An 18,813-nucleotide genomic window follows, 5' to 3' on the forward strand; every position below is an offset into this window, starting at 1 on the left:
CATTATGTTTTTAGTCGACTCACACTGCCATCTTGATGGCCTGGATTATCAATCTCTGCATAAGGACGTGGATGACGTGCTGGCGAAAGCTGCCGCACGCGATGTGAAATTCTGTCTTGCCGTCGCGACCACTCTGCCAGGATACCGCAGTATGCGCGAACTGGTCGGTGAACGTGACAATGTGGTGTTCTCCTGCGGCGTGCATCCGTTAAATCAGGATGAAGCCTATGATGTTGAAGACCTGCGCCGTTTTGCCGCCGAAGAGGGTGTTGTGGCAATGGGGGAAACCGGGCTGGACTATTTCTATACGCCGGAAACAAAGGTGCGCCAGCAGGAATCTTTTATCCATCATATTCAGATTGGCCGTGAGTTACAAAAGCCAGTTATCGTACATACCCGCGATGCGCGAGCCGATACGCTGTCTATTCTGCGCGAAGAAAAAGTGACGGATTGTGGTGGCGTACTACACTGTTTTACAGAGGACAGAGAAACGGCGGGCAAATTGCTAGACCTTGGATTTTATATCTCGTTTTCCGGCATCGTCACGTTCCGTAACGCAGATCAGCTCCGTGATGCCGCCCGCTATGTTCCTCTGGATAGGTTGCTGGTTGAGACGGATTCTCCCTACCTTGCGCCTGTACCGCATCGGGGAAAAGAGAACCAGCCCGCCATGACCCGTGACGTTGCGGAGTATATGGCCGTAGTGAAAGGTGTTGCCGTTGAAGAACTGGCGCAGGCAACCACTGATAACTTTGCCCGCCTGTTTCACATCGACGCTTCACGCCTGCAATCCGTTCGTTAACTGACTTTTTTTAAAGCTCGTAATTAATAAGCAAAGCGAGTAAAGTTCACCGCCTCAAAATGGGCGGTGAATAACCGGTTTGACACATTCAGAAACGCATTTTATCGGAATGTGCGGATTTTACGGCCATCCACGACTGAATTGTGATAGCCGTCAAACAAAAACAAACTGAATTATTTTACTCTGTGTAATAAATAAAGGGTACTTAGATGCCCTGTACACGGCGAGGTTCTCCCCCCTCGCTAATGCGTGAGAACGTAGAAAAGCACAAATACTCAGGAGCACTCTCAATTATGTTTAAGAATGCATTTGCTAACCTGCAAAAGGTCGGTAAATCGCTGATGCTGCCGGTATCCGTACTCCCGATTGCAGGTATCCTGCTGGGTGTCGGTTCCGCTAACTTCAGCTGGCTGCCAGCCGTTGTATCGCACGTAATGGCAGAAGCAGGCGGTTCTGTTTTTGCAAACATGCCGCTGATTTTTGCCATCGGTGTCGCGTTAGGCTTCACCAATAACGACGGCGTATCTGCACTGGCATCCGTTGTTGCCTACGGCATTATGGTTAAGACCATGGCTGTTGTTGCGCCGCTGGTTCTGCATTTACCTGCTGAAGAGATCGCAGCTAAACACCTTGCTGATACGGGTGTTCTCGGGGGGATTATCTCCGGTGCGATTGCAGCGTATATGTTCAACCGTTTCTACCGTATCAAATTGCCTGAGTATCTTGGCTTCTTTGCGGGTAAGCGCTTCGTTCCTATCATTTCTGGTCTGGCCGCTATCTTCACCGGTGTGGTTCTGTCCTTCATTTGGCCGCCGATCGGGACTGCTATTCAGACGTTTTCCCAGTGGGCTGCATACCAGAACCCGGTCGTAGCGTTCGGTATCTATGGCTTCATTGAACGCTGCCTGGTGCCGTTTGGTCTGCACCATATCTGGAACGTTCCATTCCAGATGCAGATCGGTGAATACACCAATGCTGCGGGCCAGGTATTCCACGGCGATATCCCTCGCTATATGGCGGGTGACCCGACTGCGGGCAAACTGTCTGGTGGCTTCCTGTTCAAAATGTACGGTCTGCCGGCTGCCGCTATCGCTATCTGGCACTCTGCTAAACCAGAAAACCGCGCGAAAGTGGGCGGTATCATGATCTCCGCGGCGCTGACCTCGTTCCTGACCGGTATTACCGAACCGATCGAGTTCTCGTTCATGTTCGTGGCACCGATCCTGTACATCATCCACGCAATTCTGGCTGGTCTGGCATTCCCGATCTGTATCCTGCTGGGTATGCGTGACGGTACGTCGTTCTCCCACGGTCTGATCGACTTTATCGTTCTGTCCGGTAACAGCAGCAAACTGTGGCTGTTCCCGATTGTCGGTATCGGTTATGCGATTGTTTACTACACCATCTTCCGTGTGCTGATCAAAGCGCTGGACCTGAAAACTCCGGGTCGTGAAGATGCTACCGAAGACACCAAAGCGGGTGCGTCCGGCGAAATGGCTCCGGCCCTGGTTGCGGCATTCGGCGGTAAAGAAAACATCACTAACCTCGATGCGTGCATCACTCGTCTGCGTGTCAGCGTCGCTGACGTTGCCAAAGTGGATCAGGCTGGCCTGAAGAAACTGGGTGCAGCGGGCGTTGTAGTGGCGGGTTCCGGTGTTCAGGCTATCTTCGGTACTAAGTCCGATAACCTGAAAACTGAAATGGATGAGTACATCCGTCACAGCTAAGCAGTAAAAAGTTGGGGAGAATTAAGGCAGCCTGCGGGCTGCCTTTTTTAATGCATTAATTGGCCTGAATGCGAATCGGCGCAGTGGCGGCGAACAACCACGGACGAGCCTCTGCGTTCACGCGTGGGGATAACGTCTCTCTGACCTGCTGGTGGTAATCATCAATCCACTGCTTTTCAGCCTCACTTAGCAGATGCAGTTCAACCAGACTTAAATCAATTGGCACCAGCGTCAGCGTTGAGAAGCGACAGAAGCCAGGACGACTGTTGATGATCTCCACCTGATTCTCAATACGGATCCCATATTTTCCGGCCAGATAATAACCCGGCTCGATGGTAATGATATTGCCCGCGACCAGAGGCCAGGGGTTTACTTTTTTGGCAATGCGATGGGGCTGCTCATGGATCAGGAGCTGATGGCCTACGCCGTGTCCCGTACCGTGATCAAAATCCAGACCCAGATCCCACAGCGCTCGACGGCTAAAGGCATCCAGTTGATGACCCTGAGTGCCGCTGGGAAATTGCAGTGAGATAAGCGACAAAAAGCCTTTCAACACAGCGGTGTAATGCAGACGACGCTGCGGATCCTGTGGACCAAACGCGAGGGTGCGCGTTGTATCCGTCGTACCATTATGGTACTGGCCGCCGGAATCATTCAGATACATGGCCTGAGAGGTAATGGGCGTATTGGTTTTTTCGCTGGAATGGTAATGGCACATTGCGGCATTGCTGGCTGAGGCCGAAATCGTGTTGAAGCTTTGCTCGATAAATCCCGGCTGCTGCTGGCGAAATTCCAGTTGCCTGGCCTGCGCTTCCAGCTCAGTGACCGGATTGCCTGCCGCTTCGCGCAAGGGAACTTCATGCGTAAGCCATGCCAGAAAGTTAACCCAGGCCGCGCCATCTTGTTCATGGCATTCCCGATAGCCCGCCAGTTCAACGTCATTCTTGTGCGCTTTCATCAAGGTGATGGGATCGGGTGCCCATAAGACTTCGCCACCGTGTTCTACAATGGCAAAACGCAGCGCGACCGGGGCGTAGTCTTTATCGACCAAAAAGCGTTTCCCTTTGGCCAACTGCTGGCAGCGGGCAAGAAAACTCTCTTGTGGGGCCAGCGTGAGCGTATTCAGCAGTGCAGCAGGGAGCTGCTGGGTTTTGTTGCTATCAACAAACCATTCCAGCTCGCCGCTGCGATGGAGCAGGGCGAACGAAAACGGCACTGGCACCATTGGCAGATCGGAACCGCGCACATTCAGCAGCCAGGCAATGTTATCCGGCAGCGTGATCGCCAGAACGTCGGCCTGTTGTTGCGTGAGCAGATCCACGACGCGGGCACGTTTTTGTGTGCTGCTTTCCCCGCTGATTTCAATGGGCATTTCACGAATGATGCCGCAGGGTGCAGCCGGGCGGTCAAGCCATACCTGGTCGAAAGGATCTTGCTCAAGAGGCACCAGCTCGCAATGGGTCGCCGACAGTGCTTCAAACTGGCTGTTGACCATCAGCAACGGTTCAAAACCGATACGCGCGCCCGCAGCAACGTGAGACTGCAAATAGTCGGCCAGCGGTTCGTCATGTAAATGGTGAATTTCAAAATCATCCAGCGAGACTTCATTGCGCACCTGGACCTGATAGCGTCCATCGACAAACATTAATGCGCGGTCGCGCAGGACCAACGCGAGACCAGCGGAGCCGCTAAAACCGGTCAGCCAGGCCAGCTTATTGTCATGCGGTGTACAATCTTCGCTTTGGTGAGCGTCGGCGCGCGGAACAATCATGCCATCCAGCCCTTGCGCTAACAGCAGGTTGCGCAGAGCGGAAAGAGGAGTTGAGTTGTGCATAGTTACCTTCAGGCCTTAACGGAACGGCGGTTCGTTGAACGTACGTAATTTACGGGAGTGCAGTCGATCGCCTTCAGCACGCAGACGATCGATTGCCCGGATACCTATTTGCAGGTGCTCGGAAATGGCACCTTCATAAAAACGGTTGGCCTGACCAGGCAGTTTGATCTCGCCGTGCAGCGGTTTATCGGAAACGCACAGCAGCGTGCCGTAAGGGACGCGGAAGCGGTAGCCCTGGGCGGCGATAGTGGCGCTTTCCATATCAATAGCCACCGCGCGACTGAGGTTAAAACGCAGCGCAGAAGCGGAATAGCGTAACTCCCAGTTGCGATCGTCGGTGGTGACGACGGTACCGGTACGCAGGCGCTGTTTAACCTCTTCGCCGGGCATGCCGCTGACTTCTTTGGTGGCGTCATACAGTGCGCGTTGTACTTCCGCAATGCTCGGAATCGGAATATCCGGCGGTAGTACGGCATCCAGCACATGGTCGTCACGCAGATAAGCGTGGGCCAGAACATAGTCGCCAATCGCCTGGCTTTCGCGCAGGCCGCCACAGTGTCCAATCATCAGCCAGACGTCAGGGCGCAGGACGGCCAGATGATCGCAAATGGTTTTGGCGTTAGACGGGCCAACGCCGATATTGACCAGCGTGATCCCCTGACCGTCGGCGGTGATTAGATGCCAGGCGGGCATCTGATGTTTCTTCCAGGCGAGATCGGAGATGGCCTCTTCCGGAGCTTCCGTTTCAGCGGTGATCCAGATCCCGCCTGCGCATGACAGCGCGATATAGGGGCTGTTCGGATCGAGGATCTGGCTGCAGCCCCAGCGCACGAACTCATCGACATAGCGGGTGTAGTTGGTGAACAGCACAAATGGCTGGAAATGTTCAACCGGCGTTCCCGTGTAGTGACGCAGTCGTGCGAGCGAAAAATCAACTCGTCGGGCGTCGAAGTGTGACAGCGGGGAGAATTCCGCCGGATGATAGGTACCATCGGCTGTTTCGTCGCCGATCTGTGACAACTCGGTAGTGGGGAAATGGCGCGTTAATCCGGCGCTCATTGAGCGGTCGAGCGTCAGCTCAGAACCGTCGATCACATAGGGATAAGGGATTTCATGCTGCGACGGTTCGACGGAGATATGCGCATCATAATCCTGATACAGCAGCGTGAGTTGTTCTTCAAGATAGGGACGAAAAAGCGACGGACGGGTGATCGTAGTGGTATAGCTGCCCGCATGGGTAAAACGGCCATAAGCGCGGGTTTTCGGAGGATTGGTGGCGCTGCCATCCCAGGTGACACAAAGCGATGGGTAAACAAAAAGACCATTATGGCGGGCGATTATGTCAGGGAGCGTCCCTGTTTCAATGTACTTACCAATGGCGCTACGCAGTGCTTTAACCGACTGCTCGTACAGCGCGTCCAGTTTATCCAGTGCCTGAGTTGGGGTCAGGCTGGAGCCCTTATTGTTCATGTCTGTCTCCTTGTTCCACAGATGTACTGCTCTCCCGATAGTATGTCACAGGAATATGAAACAAAAGTCAGACGTTGAGGAAGATTGTGCGAAGGCCGAATGACCTTCGCATCAGGGCTTAACTGTGCTGCTTATCCCGCATCAGCAATGCAGTGGCGGCGGAAATAAGACACCCGGCCATCAGATAAATGGCCACGCTGTGCCAGTCTCCTCCAGAGAATGTCACCAGTGCCGCAGCAATGAAGGGGGTAAAACCACCGCCAACCACACTTGCCACCTGATAGCCAACGCCTGCGCCGCTGTAGCGATAACTTGCGCCAAACAAACCGGTAAACATAGGCTGCTGTACGCAGACCACCATATCGTGCGCAATATTGGCCAACATAATCGCGAAGAACACGATCCAGAAAATAGACTGTGCTTCCAGCGCCATAAAGAACGGGAAGGCGCTCAGCGTACCGACCAGTGCACCGGTAATGTACACGCGCCGTCGACCAAAGCGGTCGGCAAGCCAGGCAAAGCAGGGGATGGTCAGACAGCTCAGTCCTCCCACTAACAAACCGATATTCAGAAACAGCTCGCGGGGTAGGCCCAGGTTCTGCGTAGAGTAATTAAGGGCAAACGCGGTGACGATATACATCGTCAGCAGTTCACATAAGCGCAAGCCGATAATTTTTAAGAATGCGCCCGGATGGCGGATTAACGCCTCGACCACCGGTAACCGCTTTTTCTCTGGTTGCGCTGCCTGTTGCTGCTGTTCGAATTCGGCTGATTCATCCATTCTGTTACGCATCCACAACGCGCCCAAAACCAGTACGATGCTGAACAGGAACGGAATACGCCAGCCCCAGCTCAGGAACTGCTCGTCGGTGGTTTGCGAGCTAATCAGTGAGACCAGACCGGTAGAAAGCAGCAGTCCGACGCCGTAACCGACCTGAACGCCACTGCTGTAGAAGGCTTTTTTATTTTTCGGCGCGCTTTCGACCGAGAGCAACGCCGCGCCGCCCCATTCACCACCAACGGCGAATCCCTGAATGGCGCGCAGCGTCACCAGCAGCACAGGGGCCCACCAGCCAATAGTGTCAAAAGAAGGAATAATCCCTATCAACGCAGTGGCAATCCCCATCATCCAGACGGTGAGCATCAGCATGCGTTTACGGCCAAGGCGATCGCCAAAGTGGCCGAAGATAACCCCGCCTAACGGACGGAACAAAAATCCGACGCCAAAAGTGGCAAATGCGGCAAGTGTTCCCATTGCCGGGCTAACCTGCGGGAAGAACTCGCGATTAAAGACCAGTGCGGCGGTGATGCCATAAAGCAGAAAATCATACCAGTCGACCACGGCGCCAGCGAAGCTACCAAGCGCAGCGCGTCGGGCACGATGAAGCGAAGAGACGTCCTCTTGGGGACCCGCGGAGGTGAGAGTGGAATCCATAGTTATCCTGTCTGTACTGTCTTTTAGTTATTAGTATTTGAATTGGGCTACACACATTGCAGTCGATATATTAACGACCGTTATGAGATTACCGCGACAGACGGGAAGAGAAAACGATTATCTCCCTCACCAGAGGGCTACATGAAAAATAAGACGAATGAAAAACAGAAAAGCAAAAAGCCTGCTTAGTTTCCTAAGCAGGCTTCTTAAATATGGCTCCTCTGACTGGACTCGAACCAGTGACATACGGATTAACAGTCCGCCGTTCTACCGACTGAACTACAGAGGAATCGTTTGAACGAGGCGCATATTAGCGAGGGCGATGAGGCTTGTCAAAGGGGGAAATACATTTGTGCGTTCGTTTGCTGACAAAATCAGCAAAGCGGTGATCTTTCCGTCTTTTTATGCTTTTGCCCCATTCTGGTGCGCGCCTACCTCTTCCAGGGCAGCCAGAATGAGAGATTCAGGTGTGCAAAAAGTCCATTCTTCACCTTTGATCCTGACTTTACGCGGTTTTAACCGTAAAACACGGCTGCTGACTAAACTGGCAAGCATCTTGCAATCCTGAATTTAATGACTGCCAGCACGGGTTCTGGTATTCCGACAGGAGGCAAAATGAACTTCAGACGACTGAAATATTTCGTGAAAATCGTCGATATTGGTAGCCTGACCCAGGCAGCGGAAGTGTTGCATATCGCGCAACCCGCGCTGAGCCAGCAGGTTGCTACGCTGGAAGGCGAACTGGATCAGCAACTGCTGATTCGCACCAAACGCGGCGTCACACCGACGGAAGCGGGGAAAGTGTTGTATGCCCATGCGCGGACGATTTTACGCCAGTGCGAGCAGGCGCAACTTGCGGTCAATAACGTAGGTCAGACCCTGGGGGGACAGGTCTCTATTGGCCTGGCGCCGGGGACGGCGGCGTCAGCCATCACTATGCCGTTATTGCAGACAGTACGAGCAGAGCTGCCCGATGTGCTGGTCTATTTGCATGAAAACAGTGGGGCGGTGCTGAATGACAAGCTGCTCAGCGGGCATTTAGACATGGCGGTGCTCTACGAGCGCTCTCCCGTGGCGGGTATCAGCAGTCAACCGTTGCTTAAAGAGGATCTGTATCTGGTCGGGACGCGTGATTGCCCGGGGCAAAGCGTCGATTTAGCCGCGGTGGCGCAGATGAATCTGTTTTTGCCACGGGATTACAGCGCAGTTCGCCTGCGTGTAGATGAAGCTTTTTCGCTTCGTCGCCTGACGGCCAAAGTGATTGGCGAAATTGAATCTATCGCCACCTTAACGGCTGCCATCGCCAGTGGGATGGGCGTCACAGTGTTGCCTGAGTCGGCGGCCCGTTCATTATGTAATGCCGCGAACGGCTGGATGGCGCGGATAACAACCCCGTCGATGAATCTGCCGTTATCGCTGAACGTCTCAGCCAGAGGGAGCTTATCGCCGCAGGCACAGGCCGTGAAGGAGATCCTGTTGTCGCTGGTAAGCCGTCCGGCACTGGAAAACCGCGAGCTACAGCTGGTCAGCTAAACCTTATTCCCTTCAGGAATAAGATGCGGGTTTTTATTATTTGTTATGCCGGGCATCAGACTTTAACAATAGCGTAATGTCTGATGTGCCCGGAGCAAAAAGTGAATTTCCAGCAACTTAAAATAATCCGCGAGGCGGCCCGTCAGGATTACAACCTGACGGAAGTCGCGAATATACTGTACACCTCGCAGTCGGGAGTCAGCCGACATATTCGTGAACTTGAAGATGAACTTGGCATTGAGATTTTTATCCGTCGCGGTAAACGCCTGCTGGGCATGACCGAACCGGGCAAAGCCTTGCTGGTTATTGCCGAGCGTATTCTGAATGAGGCCAGCAACGTTCGCAGACTGGCGGATCTGTTTACCAATGACACGTCCGGTGTACTGACGATTGCCACCACGCATACACAGGCACGCTATAGCCTGCCCGCGGTGATTAAAGCCTTTCGTGAGCTCTTCCCTGAGGTGCGTCTGGAACTGATCCAGGGTACTCCGCAGGAGATTGACGTACTGTTGCAAAACGGTGGGGCAGACATTGGGATTGCCAGCGAGCGACTTAGCAGCGATCCGCTGTTGGTAGCTTTTCCCTGGTTCCGTTGGCACCACAGCCTGCTTGTTCCTCACGACCATCCCTTGGTGAAAACGTCTCCTCTCACACTGGAATCTATCGCCCACTGGCCATTAATTACGTATCGTCAGGGGATTACGGGGCGTTCCCGTATCGATGAGGCATTTGCCCGTAAAGGGTTAGTGCCGGATATTATCCTCAGCGCCCAGGACTCGGATGTGATTAAAACCTATGTGTCGCTGGGGCTGGGAATCGGGCTGGTGGCAGAACAATCCAGTGGAGAGCAGGAGGAGGGGAGCTTAACACGTCTGGATACCCGGCACTTATTTGATGCAAATACCGTCTGGCTGGGCCTGAAACGCGGGCAACTGCAGCGCAACTACGTTTGGCGATTCATTGAGCTATGCAACGCAGGGTTATCCGTCGATGAAATCAAGCGCCAGGCGATGGAGCCAGATGAAGCCGTGATTGATTATCAGATATAATGCAAAAAGCCTGCTTAGTTTCCTAAGCAGGCTTCTTAAATATGGCTCCTCTGACTGGACTCGAACCAGTGACATACGGATTAACAGTCCGCCGTTCTACCGACTGAACTACAGAGGAATCGTGTGAACGAGGCGAATATTAGCGATGCCACTCAGCGTTGTCAAAGCCTGAATAGATAAATGCGATCGTTTGCTGAAATATTCCCCATTTCGCCGCTTATTCAGACGCAACCGGTTGTTTTATGCACTTTTCACGCTCGGGACGAGGGTATTTCCATAACCAGCGGCCTGTGACCATACGCCAGTAAAATAACGCGGCGCGCACGGCCCAGTCGAAGAACATCCCTAACCAAACGCCGACTACACCCCATCCTAATACGATTCCCAACGTGTAACCCGCCACAACACGACAGCCCCACATGCCCAACATCGATACCCACATCGCAAAACGCACATCACGCGCGCCCTTAAACCCTGATGGTAGCACCCAGGATGCTGCCCATATCGGCATAAACGCTGCGTTGAGCCAAATTAGGATGACTATGACCTCTTTTACATCCTGATCGTGGGTATAAAATGAGGCCATAACGCCGGCAAAGGGGGCGGTTAGCCAGGCGATGGCGGTTAAGCCGATTGTTGAGAGCCAGAATATATGGCGTAACTGGATTTCCGCTTGGGCAATCTGACCATTTCCCAGACGCCTGCCGGTAATGATTGTCGACGCGGAGCCTAAAGCATTCCCCGGCAGGTTGATGAGCGCGGCGATGGAAAATGCAATGAAGTTTCCGGCAATTACGCTGGTTCCCATGCCGGAGACAAACATCTGCGTTAACAGTTTACCGCCATTAAATAGCACTGACTCAATACTTGCCGGAATACCGATCCCCATAACTTCCCAGATAATGGCGAGATTGAGCGGCTTAAAATAGCTTTTGAAGGGAATACGCAGTGCCGGATTAAAACCAATCATCAGCACCCAGATAATGGCGAACGCACCGATGTAGCGTGAAATGGTCAGCCCGAGTCCTGCCCCCACAAATCCCAGCCCTTGCCAGGAAAAGACCCCGTAGATCAGGATGCTACTGATGATGATATTTAGGATATTCATACCGCCATTAATCAACAGCGGAATTTTTGTATTTCCGGCTCCGCGGAGTGCGCCGCTACCGATCAAAGCAATGGCTGCCGCCGGGTAGCTGAGCACCGTTAGTTCCAGATAGGTGAGTGCCAAAGCCTTAACATCGGGGGTGGCTTCACCGGCGACAACGTCAATAATCTGTTCACCAAAATAGTGAATGACCGCTGCCAGCACGGTAGCAAAAATCGTCATGATCACCAGCGATTGTCTGGCTGCTGCCCTTGCCCGTCGACGATCTCGTTTTCCCAGGCTAAATGCTACCACCACCGTGGTTCCCAGATCGATGGCGGCAAAAAACGCCATGATGACCATGTTGAAACTGTCGGCGAGACCAACGCCAGCCATTGCTTCTTTTCCCAACCAGCTAACAAGGAAGGTACTCAGTACGCCCATCAACAGCACACAGGTGTTTTCCAGAAAAATGGGGACCGCAAGCGGAGTGATTTCGCGCCAAAAGAGAACCTTATAACTCTTGCGTTTGGCATACCAGGGCGTGCGGGAAGCGACCTGGCGTAAGGCAGCGGAGACGTTCAAAGTGGACCTTAAAGAAGAAAGTTGAAACCTCATTTCAAATGATGAGGGAGAATCCAAAAAGCTGCAAAGTTTTTTCCATTTAAAATGTCTGGAAATGCAACAAACTGTCGAGAGAAGCATCAATTGAAACTTATTCGGGGAAATGGGGTTTGACAAAAATTTTTTCGCCGCTAAGATAAGCCTCCACAACGATTCCTCTGTAGTTCAGTCGGTAGAACGGCGGACTGTTAATCCGTATGTCACTGGTTCGAGTCCAGTCAGAGGAGCCATATTTAAGAAGCCCGCTTAAGGAAACTTAAGCGGGCTTTTTGTTTTCAATGCGTTAGGCGACATCAGGCTTGCCAATGGCTTTCCCATCCAGCTTGCCTCAAGTTTCGCAGGGTTTTACCCGAACGAGAGGGGCAAGCAGCATAATCACGCCCATCATGGCGGCCATCCCTATATATACGACAGGAAATCCCGTCAGTTCAGCGACCAGACCAACAGGAGCAGGTGCCAGCAACGTGCCCAGATAACCAATGGTGGTAACGATACCCATTCCTGCATTGGTTGAGATATCAGGCTGGTTTCCGGCCGCGGAAAAAGCAATCGGTACCAGATTGGCGATACCGATACCAGCAATAGCAAAACCAACGGTAGCCTGCCAAGGGGTATTTGCCGCTGCCGCTGCCAGCAGTCCGATTCCAGCCACCAGACTGGATGTGCGCATTACAAAAATGGCATCGAAATGATTGCGAATGAAATCCCCCAAAAAGCGAAAAATCGCCATGGTTCCCGCGAAGCAGGCAAAAGCAAGACTTGCCGTTTCCGTAGTTGCATTAAGGTTTTTCAGTAAATAACGTGACGACCAGTCAACGACCGCACATTCCGGGATCATGGCCAGCAGGGCAATAACACCGATAACGTAGATGGTGCTCGAATGATGAGGCTGTTTTTCTTTAATTGAACGTTTAATTTTTATCGATTTATCTTTGATGACATGTGGGCATACCGACAATGTTATCGCTAAGGAAAACGTGCCAATCAAAAAAAGGTGCGTGAGAAAACCGAACTGCTTAACCAGATACCCCCCAATCAGGCCTGAAGTGAAAAGCCCTATGCTCCAAAAACAGTGGCATGAAGATAACACTGTGCGTGATAAGGCTTTCTCGACGGCAACTGCATTCGAATTCATCGCAACGTTCATTGCCCCGATCATGGCACCAAGAAAAAAGAGTATCGGTGTTAACAGGTAGATATCAGGTGCGAGTCCCACGGGAATAAGAGCAGGCGAGGCTGCGATGGAAAAAATACGCACGATGCGTTGTGAGCCATATTTTTCCATCGCCATGCCGGATAGCGGCATCATAAATAATGCACCCAGACCGAAAATAAGTATCAAATGGCCTATTACTTTATCAGTAATGTGAAAACGTGAAACCAGTTGGGCAATTTGCACAGCCCAGGCACCGGTAACTAATCCATTAACAAAAAATAATGTTGTAACAGCCCAGCGTCCTTTTTGCGCGATTTCCATTGATGGCCCTTTTAACTCTACTTTGTTTCTTGAGATGCGTCTTTTTTATCGATCATCAAAACATGCCCTGGGCAAAATGAAATCGCGATGTTTCCATCCAGTCGTGATATGACTTCAACACCGGTAAAGTCCGAAATAGTAAGCCGAGCTCCGCAGGAAATCAGTTCAGCGCTACCGATCCCGACGCAAAAAGCTCCAGCTGCAACAGCAGACGTGACGCCACTTTTGGAATCTTCAAAGACGATTGTTTTCTCCGCGGGAATAGCAAAACGCTCGGCTGCAAGAAGATAAGGGTCTGGGAAAGGTTTCCCTCGGGCGACGTCATCGCGCTCAACAATCACAGAAATGCAGGACTGAATCTGAAGCATCGCCGTCACACGGTCGATTTTCTCACGCCAGCCGCTGGTTACAATGCCAACCTGAATACCTGAAGCATCCAGTACGGTAATAAGTTCTGCGACTCCCGGGATAGGATTATAAGACGCAGTATTTTCAACATGAATAATATGAGCCTGAACCTTTTGCTGATCAACGAGCGGTAGGTCACTGAAGAGCGCCCGAATAGTATGCGGACCAGGCTGTCCGTGGATATGCTTAATAATTTCTTGTTCCGATATTGTTTTACCATACATTGCAGCCGCTTCATGCCAGGCTCTTTCAATCACTTCATTTGAATCAATAAGCACACCGTCCATATCAAATAATACGGCAGCAGCTTTCAGGATGGCATTACACATATTTTATTTCCTTATTATTAAGTTAATTCGTTTGGCTTAGGCTGGATGCAACGACAATTTGCCCTAAAGAGATGCCACCATCATTAGTGGGGACGAGTTGATGGCAGTAAACTTTAAGTCCGGCCGCTTGCAGTCTGTCAAGGGCATTGTAGAGAAGGAACGCATTACAAAAGACACCTCCACTCAGTACAACTTGCCGTGTCATGGCAAGGGCAGATAAACGGGTAGAGACTGCGGTAATAATCTCTACGATAGTTGAATGAAAGCGCCTGCTTAATTCAGGTAAATCGAGGGAGTGTACTGTTAATGCTGTAATCATCTCATGAACCATCGGGCGATAATCCACCTCGAGATGGTCTTCTGACTCGACAATCGAGAAAGAAAAAGGTTGCGACATATGAAGATCGCTCTGCAATAATGCTTCCAATTCAATGGCGGCCTGTGCTTCATATTCAATATGTGTACAAATGCCCATTAATGCGGAAATGCCATCGAAAAGTCGGCCGATACTGCTGGTCACTGGTGTATTGATCCTTCGGTAAGTCATTTTGGCGAAAACGTCCCTCTGGACAGCCGACAATGTTTGTAGGCCAGGAATAGAAAGCTCAGGAATATATTCCCCGTAGATTTCCGTTAATAACGAAATAGCAATCCGAATGGGTTCTTTAACCGCGCTATCACCGCCTGGTAGGCCGATATAACGAAGGTGTGCTGCACGTTTAACGCTTCTGGTATCCCCTACAAGAAATTCGCCACCCCAGATAGTGCCATCAACGCCGTAGCCCGTACCGTCGAACACAACGCCAATAGTTTTTCCACTGAGTCCGTTTTCAGCCATGCACGATGCCATGTGTGCATGATGATGCTGCACCTGAATAACCCGCAGTTGCGATTGTTCCAGTGCACGACGCGTCGAGCGAAACGCTGGATGGAGATCGCAAGCCACAACCTTCGGCTCAATATTAAGAAGCTTTTGCAGATGATTAACGCACGTAAGGTGTGATGTAAACGTAAGATCATTTTTGAGATCGCCAATGTGCTGGCTCATAAACACCTCATTACCCTTCGCTATACTCACGGTTGTTTTTAGTTCTGCGCCAAGAGCGATGATCGGATCAACCCGGGAAGTAAGGTGTACAGGATAGGGGGCATAACCTCGTGAGCGCCGAAGGAATGAAAGGTTATTACCATGGGTCATGACACGGACAACGGAATCATCGACACGAGTATGAATGTCACGATCGTTAAGAATAAAATAGTCTGCGATTTCACCCAACTGCACAATAGCACTCGTATTATCAAATACGATTGGATGGCCTGAGAGATTACCACTGGTCATCACCAGGGCTGGCATTGTGGTATCTTCTAGCATTAAATACTGAAGTGGTGTGGATGGGAGCATGACACCAATATTGGGGTTATGCGGTGCGATAATTTCCGGCAGTGTATTTTTACGTTTACGCAGTAATACGATTGGGCGCTCAACACTTTCCAGAATTTTTTTTTCATGCGCGCTGACACGGGCTATGCGAGCTGCCTGATTTGAATCCCTTACCATAATAGCAAAAGCTTTGGCATCTCTGTGCTTGCGCTTTCGCAGTTGCGAAACGGCATTTTCATTATTCGCATCAACAACCAGATGAAAACCACCAAGGCTTTTCATCGCAATAATCGCGCCCTCTTGTAGCCTTGCTAGGGCAAATTTGACGATATCGTTTGTGATTATCGTTTCGCCGTTGCAAGACCTTAGGTCCAGTTTTGGTCCGCATTCTGGACAAGCATTGGGCTGCGCGTGATAACGGCGATTATTGATGTCATCATACTCACGCTGACAGGCAGGACACATTGCAAAGGCTTGCATTGTTGTTTGTGAACGATCATAAGGCATTGCCTGGATAATTGAGTATCGTGGCCCGCAGTTGGTGCAATTAATAAAAGCGTACCGATACCTCGGGTTTAGCGGGTCAGACATTTCATTAAGGCAATCCTGACAGACGTTTGAATCTGGTGGGATAATAGTATCCATCCGCGCCAACTGACGGCTTTTACGGATACTAAATTCTGCGTATTGTTGAACCGAATTTTCTCGTGGTACTTCCACAATACTATTGATGCGGGCCATTGGTGGCGGTTTAGATACTAGCTCATCAATGAGTTGCGCGATATGTCTGGACGTGGCCTGTAGCTCCAGCAATACGCCTTCGGAATCATTAAGTACCCAGCCTGTGGCTTCGAAGGTGCGAGCCAGTCGATGGACTAAAGGACGAAATCCTACCCCCTGGACGATACCGCAAATGCGGTAACGCCGGGTTTCCACTGCGTCGCATTGCTTAGCAGAGTCGTGGCAATTCTGCACCGTAGAGCTCCTCTATAGTCGATACGGTTCCATCCTGTTCAAGCATGCTGACTTTGGCTTGAGGGATTGTTAATACCTCGCCAATAATCGCGGCCTTTTGGCCAAGCGGGTGCGCTTGTAAGAGTTTGAGCACTTCTTCTGCACTATCCGATTCTACAAACAAGCAAAGGCATCCCTCGTTAGCAAGATTGATGACATCGACGCCCAGCATATTTGCCGCCATCGCTGTTTCAGGCTGGATCGGCAAAGATTGTCGCTCGCAACGCATTTCATGTTTTGCTGCACGCGCATATTCATGAAGCACTGCAGAGAGGCCACCGCGAGTTACATCCCTCATTGAGGTAATTTTTCCGGCAGGAACGGTATCGAGAAGTTGGCGAATCATCATGTTGAGTGGGGCGCAGTCGCTGAGGATATTTCGTTCAAATCCTAGTCCTTCTCGCAGGGATAGCAGGTGGATAGAGTGATTTCCAATATAGCCACTCAGTATTATTTTTTGCCCAGGACGAACGTTTTTAATTGAAACAGGGGACTGTTCAAGAACGCCCAAGCCAGCCGTGTTAATGAACAGACGATCGGCTTCTCCCTTCCCAACAACTTTGGTGTCCCCGGCAACGATTTTGACGTCTGCCGCAATAGCAGTATCGCGGACCGATTCAATAACAGTGACGAGTTCGGATATGGGCATGCCGTCCTCAATAATAAGACTCAGCGTCAGATACAGCGGACGTGCACCACTCACAGCAAGATCGTTGACGGTACCGCATACCGCAATTTTACCGATATCCCCATTACCAAAGATCAGTGGTGTAACAACGAAAGAGTCGGTAGTAAATGCAATTTGTCGCGACGGTAGGTCGAGTAAGGCGCTGTCTTCCATGGTACCCAGATAGGTATCGCCGAGAATTTCCGCAATTAGTTCGACAAGTTCTCGACTAAGGCGAGCGCCTGTTCCATGGTCCAGAACAACGGTATCTGTCGGTTCCAGTTCCTGTATTAATGGATTTTTCATGCGGATTTCCCTTCATTGCGCTCAGGAAGATCGCTATGTTTTGCCAACAGCGATAAAATCTCAGTTGAAGGGGCAACGGTTGCGCAATAGTTGGCAAGCCACTCTAAGGCGCGAGTGGTGTCATCTGTGGAAGGGGCAAAAACGCAGTCCTCTGGCACCCACACATTGTATCCGCGGAAAAAAGCATCTGCAGCGGTGGTTTGAACGCAGACGTGCGTTTGCAAACCGGTCACGATAACCGTTTTGATGCCCAGATTTTGCAGCGTTTCATCGAGGTTATTGTTAAAGAAACCACTGTCTCTCCCTTTTACTACGATGAGGTCAGAAGGGTGGTAAATACTGTCGATTATTTGGTTTTCTGGCCGCCCGGCCAAAGCTGGAATACCCGCAGCGCGATTTTTATAGCGGCGCTGTACTGCGGGGTCGTCGGGATCGTTTATTAACTGCAAATGGATGACGGCCTGGTTTTGGTTTCTGACACCATCAAGAAATTGATTAAATGCTGTTAGTTTTTGTTCTAATTCCTGAGCCGATCGGGTGATTTTATACGTAAACTCATATTGCAAATCATTTGTTAGCACGGCTACATTTGGCATATTTATATTCCTTTATAATTAAATATTAATTGATAGTTTTTTTACAGTTTTCTACTGGTCAGTTATTTTTCTTTATTGCCATCCCTTGCTATCATGGGCCTGTTATAGGTATTTGTATAATTCCATTTTTTTCAGGGTTCAATAAATGAAAGGAATAGATATAAAACTGCTTCGAGCTTTTGTTACCTTGGCGATGAAAGGAAGTTACAGCAATGCTGCAAAAGAACTCTTCTTGACGCAACCAGCACTATCAAAGCAGATACAGACGCTGGAACATTTGACAGGTGGCGTTCTTTTTTTGCGCGGACGTCATGGCGCAAGTTTAACTGTATTGGGGCAGCAGCTTTTTTCTAAAGCAAATGAGCTTTTACAATCCCATATTGAATTTCTGAACTATGCGAGAGAGGTAAATTCGAAAAATCGTGAAAAGTTATTTATGGGCTTTGGGATTTCGTCATTTCAGCAAGTTCCAAAGTGGATAAGACAATTTCATCAGCAAGTTCCTGAGTGTGAGGTTGTTATTAATCATCTTCCTTCTAGTGTTCAAATGAAAATGCTGTTGGAGGGGCGGTTGCATATTGGTTTTGTGCGGGCACCTGTAAGTAAAGGTCTGGTTTCATATATTCTTTATGAGGAAACGCTGGCGCTTGCTATGCCGGCGAATAGCGATATACACAATATGAATATTCAGAGTGCACTATCGGCATATCCCTTACTCCAACTCGATCCGTCTACCAGCCCTTGCCTTGCTGAACAAACTGCATATTTTCTCCAAAGTAACCAGTTGAAGGCTGTTACGGTGTCCGCTACGGATGATATGACGTCGTTACTGGCATTAATTGCTGGTGGTAACGGCGTTGCCTTTTTACCCGCAAGCGTTCGTACTTTTTTGCCCGCCAATGTTAATTTATTAATGCCTATGGAAAAGCAAATACGCTGGGATATAGGTGTGGTGTGGAACCCAAAAATAAAAAATCATCGTCGGGATGATTTTTTGCGCTTGGTCGTAGCAGGAGATACCTCTATTGTGGTGTAAAAAAGGGGGGAGTTTTCGCCGCAATGTATCAATAT

At 50.5% G+C, this 18,813-nt stretch carries 15 protein-coding genes and 3 tRNA genes; 6 read left to right on the top strand and 12 right to left on the bottom strand.

The window, feature by feature from the left end; translation table 11 throughout:
* Positions 1-4 precede the first annotated feature (4 nt).
* The gene (locus tag N0B36_RS04430) at positions 5-802 is read left to right on the top strand and encodes a metal-dependent hydrolase (RefSeq protein ID WP_016156196.1); all 798 of its coding nucleotides are present in this window, start codon (positions 5-7) and stop codon (positions 800-802) included.
* Positions 803-1,095: 293 nt separating this feature from the next.
* Complete coding sequence (ptsG, locus tag N0B36_RS04435) at positions 1,096-2,529, top strand: PTS glucose transporter subunit IIBC (protein ID WP_016152655.1); 1,434 nt, start codon at positions 1,096-1,098, stop codon at positions 2,527-2,529.
* Between the two features lie 55 nt (positions 2,530-2,584).
* On the opposite strand, the gene N0B36_RS04440 is transcribed toward ptsG, so the two are convergent.
* The 5 genes from N0B36_RS04440 to N0B36_RS04460 all read right to left on the bottom strand — a co-directional run bounded on the left by N0B36_RS04440 (position 2,585) and on the right by N0B36_RS04460 (position 7,823).
* Positions 2,585-4,363, bottom strand: coding sequence for an aminopeptidase P family protein (locus tag N0B36_RS04440; RefSeq protein WP_235116497.1), 1,779 nt, complete (start codon positions 4,361-4,363; stop codon positions 2,585-2,587).
* 15 nt (positions 4,364-4,378) lie between these two features.
* On the bottom strand, positions 4,379-5,833 hold the full coding sequence (locus tag N0B36_RS04445) for an AMP nucleosidase (RefSeq protein WP_016152657.1): 1,455 nt from the start codon (positions 5,831-5,833) through the stop codon (positions 4,379-4,381).
* Between the two features lie 118 nt (positions 5,834-5,951).
* Positions 5,952-7,268, bottom strand: coding sequence for a shikimate transporter (gene shiA / locus N0B36_RS04450; RefSeq protein WP_016156198.1), 1,317 nt, complete (start codon positions 7,266-7,268; stop codon positions 5,952-5,954).
* Between the two features lie 213 nt (positions 7,269-7,481).
* Positions 7,482-7,557, bottom strand: a tRNA-Asn gene (locus N0B36_RS04455).
* Between the two features lie 113 nt (positions 7,558-7,670).
* Complete coding sequence (locus tag N0B36_RS04460) at positions 7,671-7,823, bottom strand: hypothetical protein (protein WP_194831205.1); 153 nt, start codon at positions 7,821-7,823, stop codon at positions 7,671-7,673.
* A 60-nt stretch (positions 7,824-7,883) separates the two neighbouring features.
* Between N0B36_RS04460 and nac the strand changes: the two genes are divergently transcribed.
* Together nac and cbl are read left to right on the top strand one after the other, a co-directional pair.
* Positions 7,884-8,801, top strand: coding sequence for a nitrogen assimilation transcriptional regulator NAC (gene nac / locus N0B36_RS04465; protein WP_016156200.1), 918 nt, complete (start codon positions 7,884-7,886; stop codon positions 8,799-8,801).
* A gap of 101 nt (positions 8,802-8,902) precedes the next feature.
* The gene (gene cbl / locus N0B36_RS04470; protein ID WP_016152661.1) at positions 8,903-9,853 is read left to right on the top strand and encodes an HTH-type transcriptional regulator Cbl; all 951 of its coding nucleotides are present in this window, start codon (positions 8,903-8,905) and stop codon (positions 9,851-9,853) included.
* A 42-nt stretch (positions 9,854-9,895) separates the two neighbouring features.
* Here the strand turns inward: cbl and N0B36_RS04475 are convergent.
* Both N0B36_RS04475 and N0B36_RS04480 read right to left on the bottom strand, forming a co-directional pair.
* Positions 9,896-9,971: transfer RNA gene (locus N0B36_RS04475), tRNA-Asn, on the bottom strand.
* Positions 9,972-10,070: 99 nt separating this feature from the next.
* Positions 10,071-11,558 carry an EmmdR/YeeO family multidrug/toxin efflux MATE transporter gene (locus N0B36_RS04480; RefSeq protein WP_049040618.1) on the bottom strand — a complete coding sequence of 496 codons (1,488 nt, stop codon included), beginning with the start codon at positions 11,556-11,558 and terminating at the stop codon, positions 10,071-10,073.
* 160 nt (positions 11,559-11,718) lie between these two features.
* On the opposite strand from N0B36_RS04480, the gene N0B36_RS04485 reads away from it, so the two are divergent.
* Positions 11,719-11,794, top strand: a tRNA-Asn gene (locus N0B36_RS04485).
* 98 nt (positions 11,795-11,892) lie between these two features.
* Here N0B36_RS04485 and N0B36_RS04490 read toward each other — a convergent pair.
* Genes N0B36_RS04490 through N0B36_RS04510 form a run of 5 tightly spaced genes read right to left on the bottom strand, consistent with a single transcriptional unit; the run spans position 11,893 to position 17,742 of the window.
* Positions 11,893-13,041 carry an MFS transporter gene (locus N0B36_RS04490; protein ID WP_259686121.1) on the bottom strand — a complete coding sequence of 383 codons (1,149 nt, stop codon included), beginning with the start codon at positions 13,039-13,041 and terminating at the stop codon, positions 11,893-11,895.
* A 17-nt stretch (positions 13,042-13,058) separates the two neighbouring features.
* Positions 13,059-13,778: an HAD family phosphatase gene (locus tag N0B36_RS04495; protein WP_200046489.1), complete on the bottom strand. Its 720-nt coding sequence runs from the start codon at positions 13,776-13,778 to the stop codon at positions 13,059-13,061.
* A 22-nt stretch (positions 13,779-13,800) separates the two neighbouring features.
* Positions 13,801-16,134: a carbamoyltransferase HypF gene (hypF, locus tag N0B36_RS04500; protein WP_259686122.1), complete on the bottom strand. Its 2,334-nt coding sequence runs from the start codon at positions 16,132-16,134 to the stop codon at positions 13,801-13,803.
* Entirely contained in the window at positions 16,109-17,146 is a 1,038-nt protein-coding gene (gene hypE / locus N0B36_RS04505) for a hydrogenase expression/formation protein HypE (RefSeq protein ID WP_049282090.1), read from the bottom strand. Before hypE ends, hypF begins: the two co-directional genes overlap by 26 nt.
* On the bottom strand, positions 17,143-17,742 hold the full coding sequence (locus N0B36_RS04510; RefSeq protein WP_047501958.1) for a cysteine hydrolase: 600 nt from the start codon (positions 17,740-17,742) through the stop codon (positions 17,143-17,145). The genes hypE and N0B36_RS04510 overlap by 4 nt, the downstream gene beginning before the upstream one ends.
* Before the next feature lie 145 nt (positions 17,743-17,887).
* Between N0B36_RS04510 and N0B36_RS04515 the strand changes: the two genes are divergently transcribed.
* Complete coding sequence (locus N0B36_RS04515) at positions 17,888-18,778, top strand: LysR family transcriptional regulator (RefSeq protein WP_200010162.1); 891 nt, start codon at positions 17,888-17,890, stop codon at positions 18,776-18,778.
* The last annotated feature ends 35 nt before the right edge of the window (positions 18,779-18,813 follow it).

Source organism: Citrobacter sp. XY323 (genome assembly GCF_025106035.1).
Classification (GTDB): Bacteria; Pseudomonadota; Gammaproteobacteria; order Enterobacterales; family Enterobacteriaceae; genus Citrobacter; species Citrobacter braakii.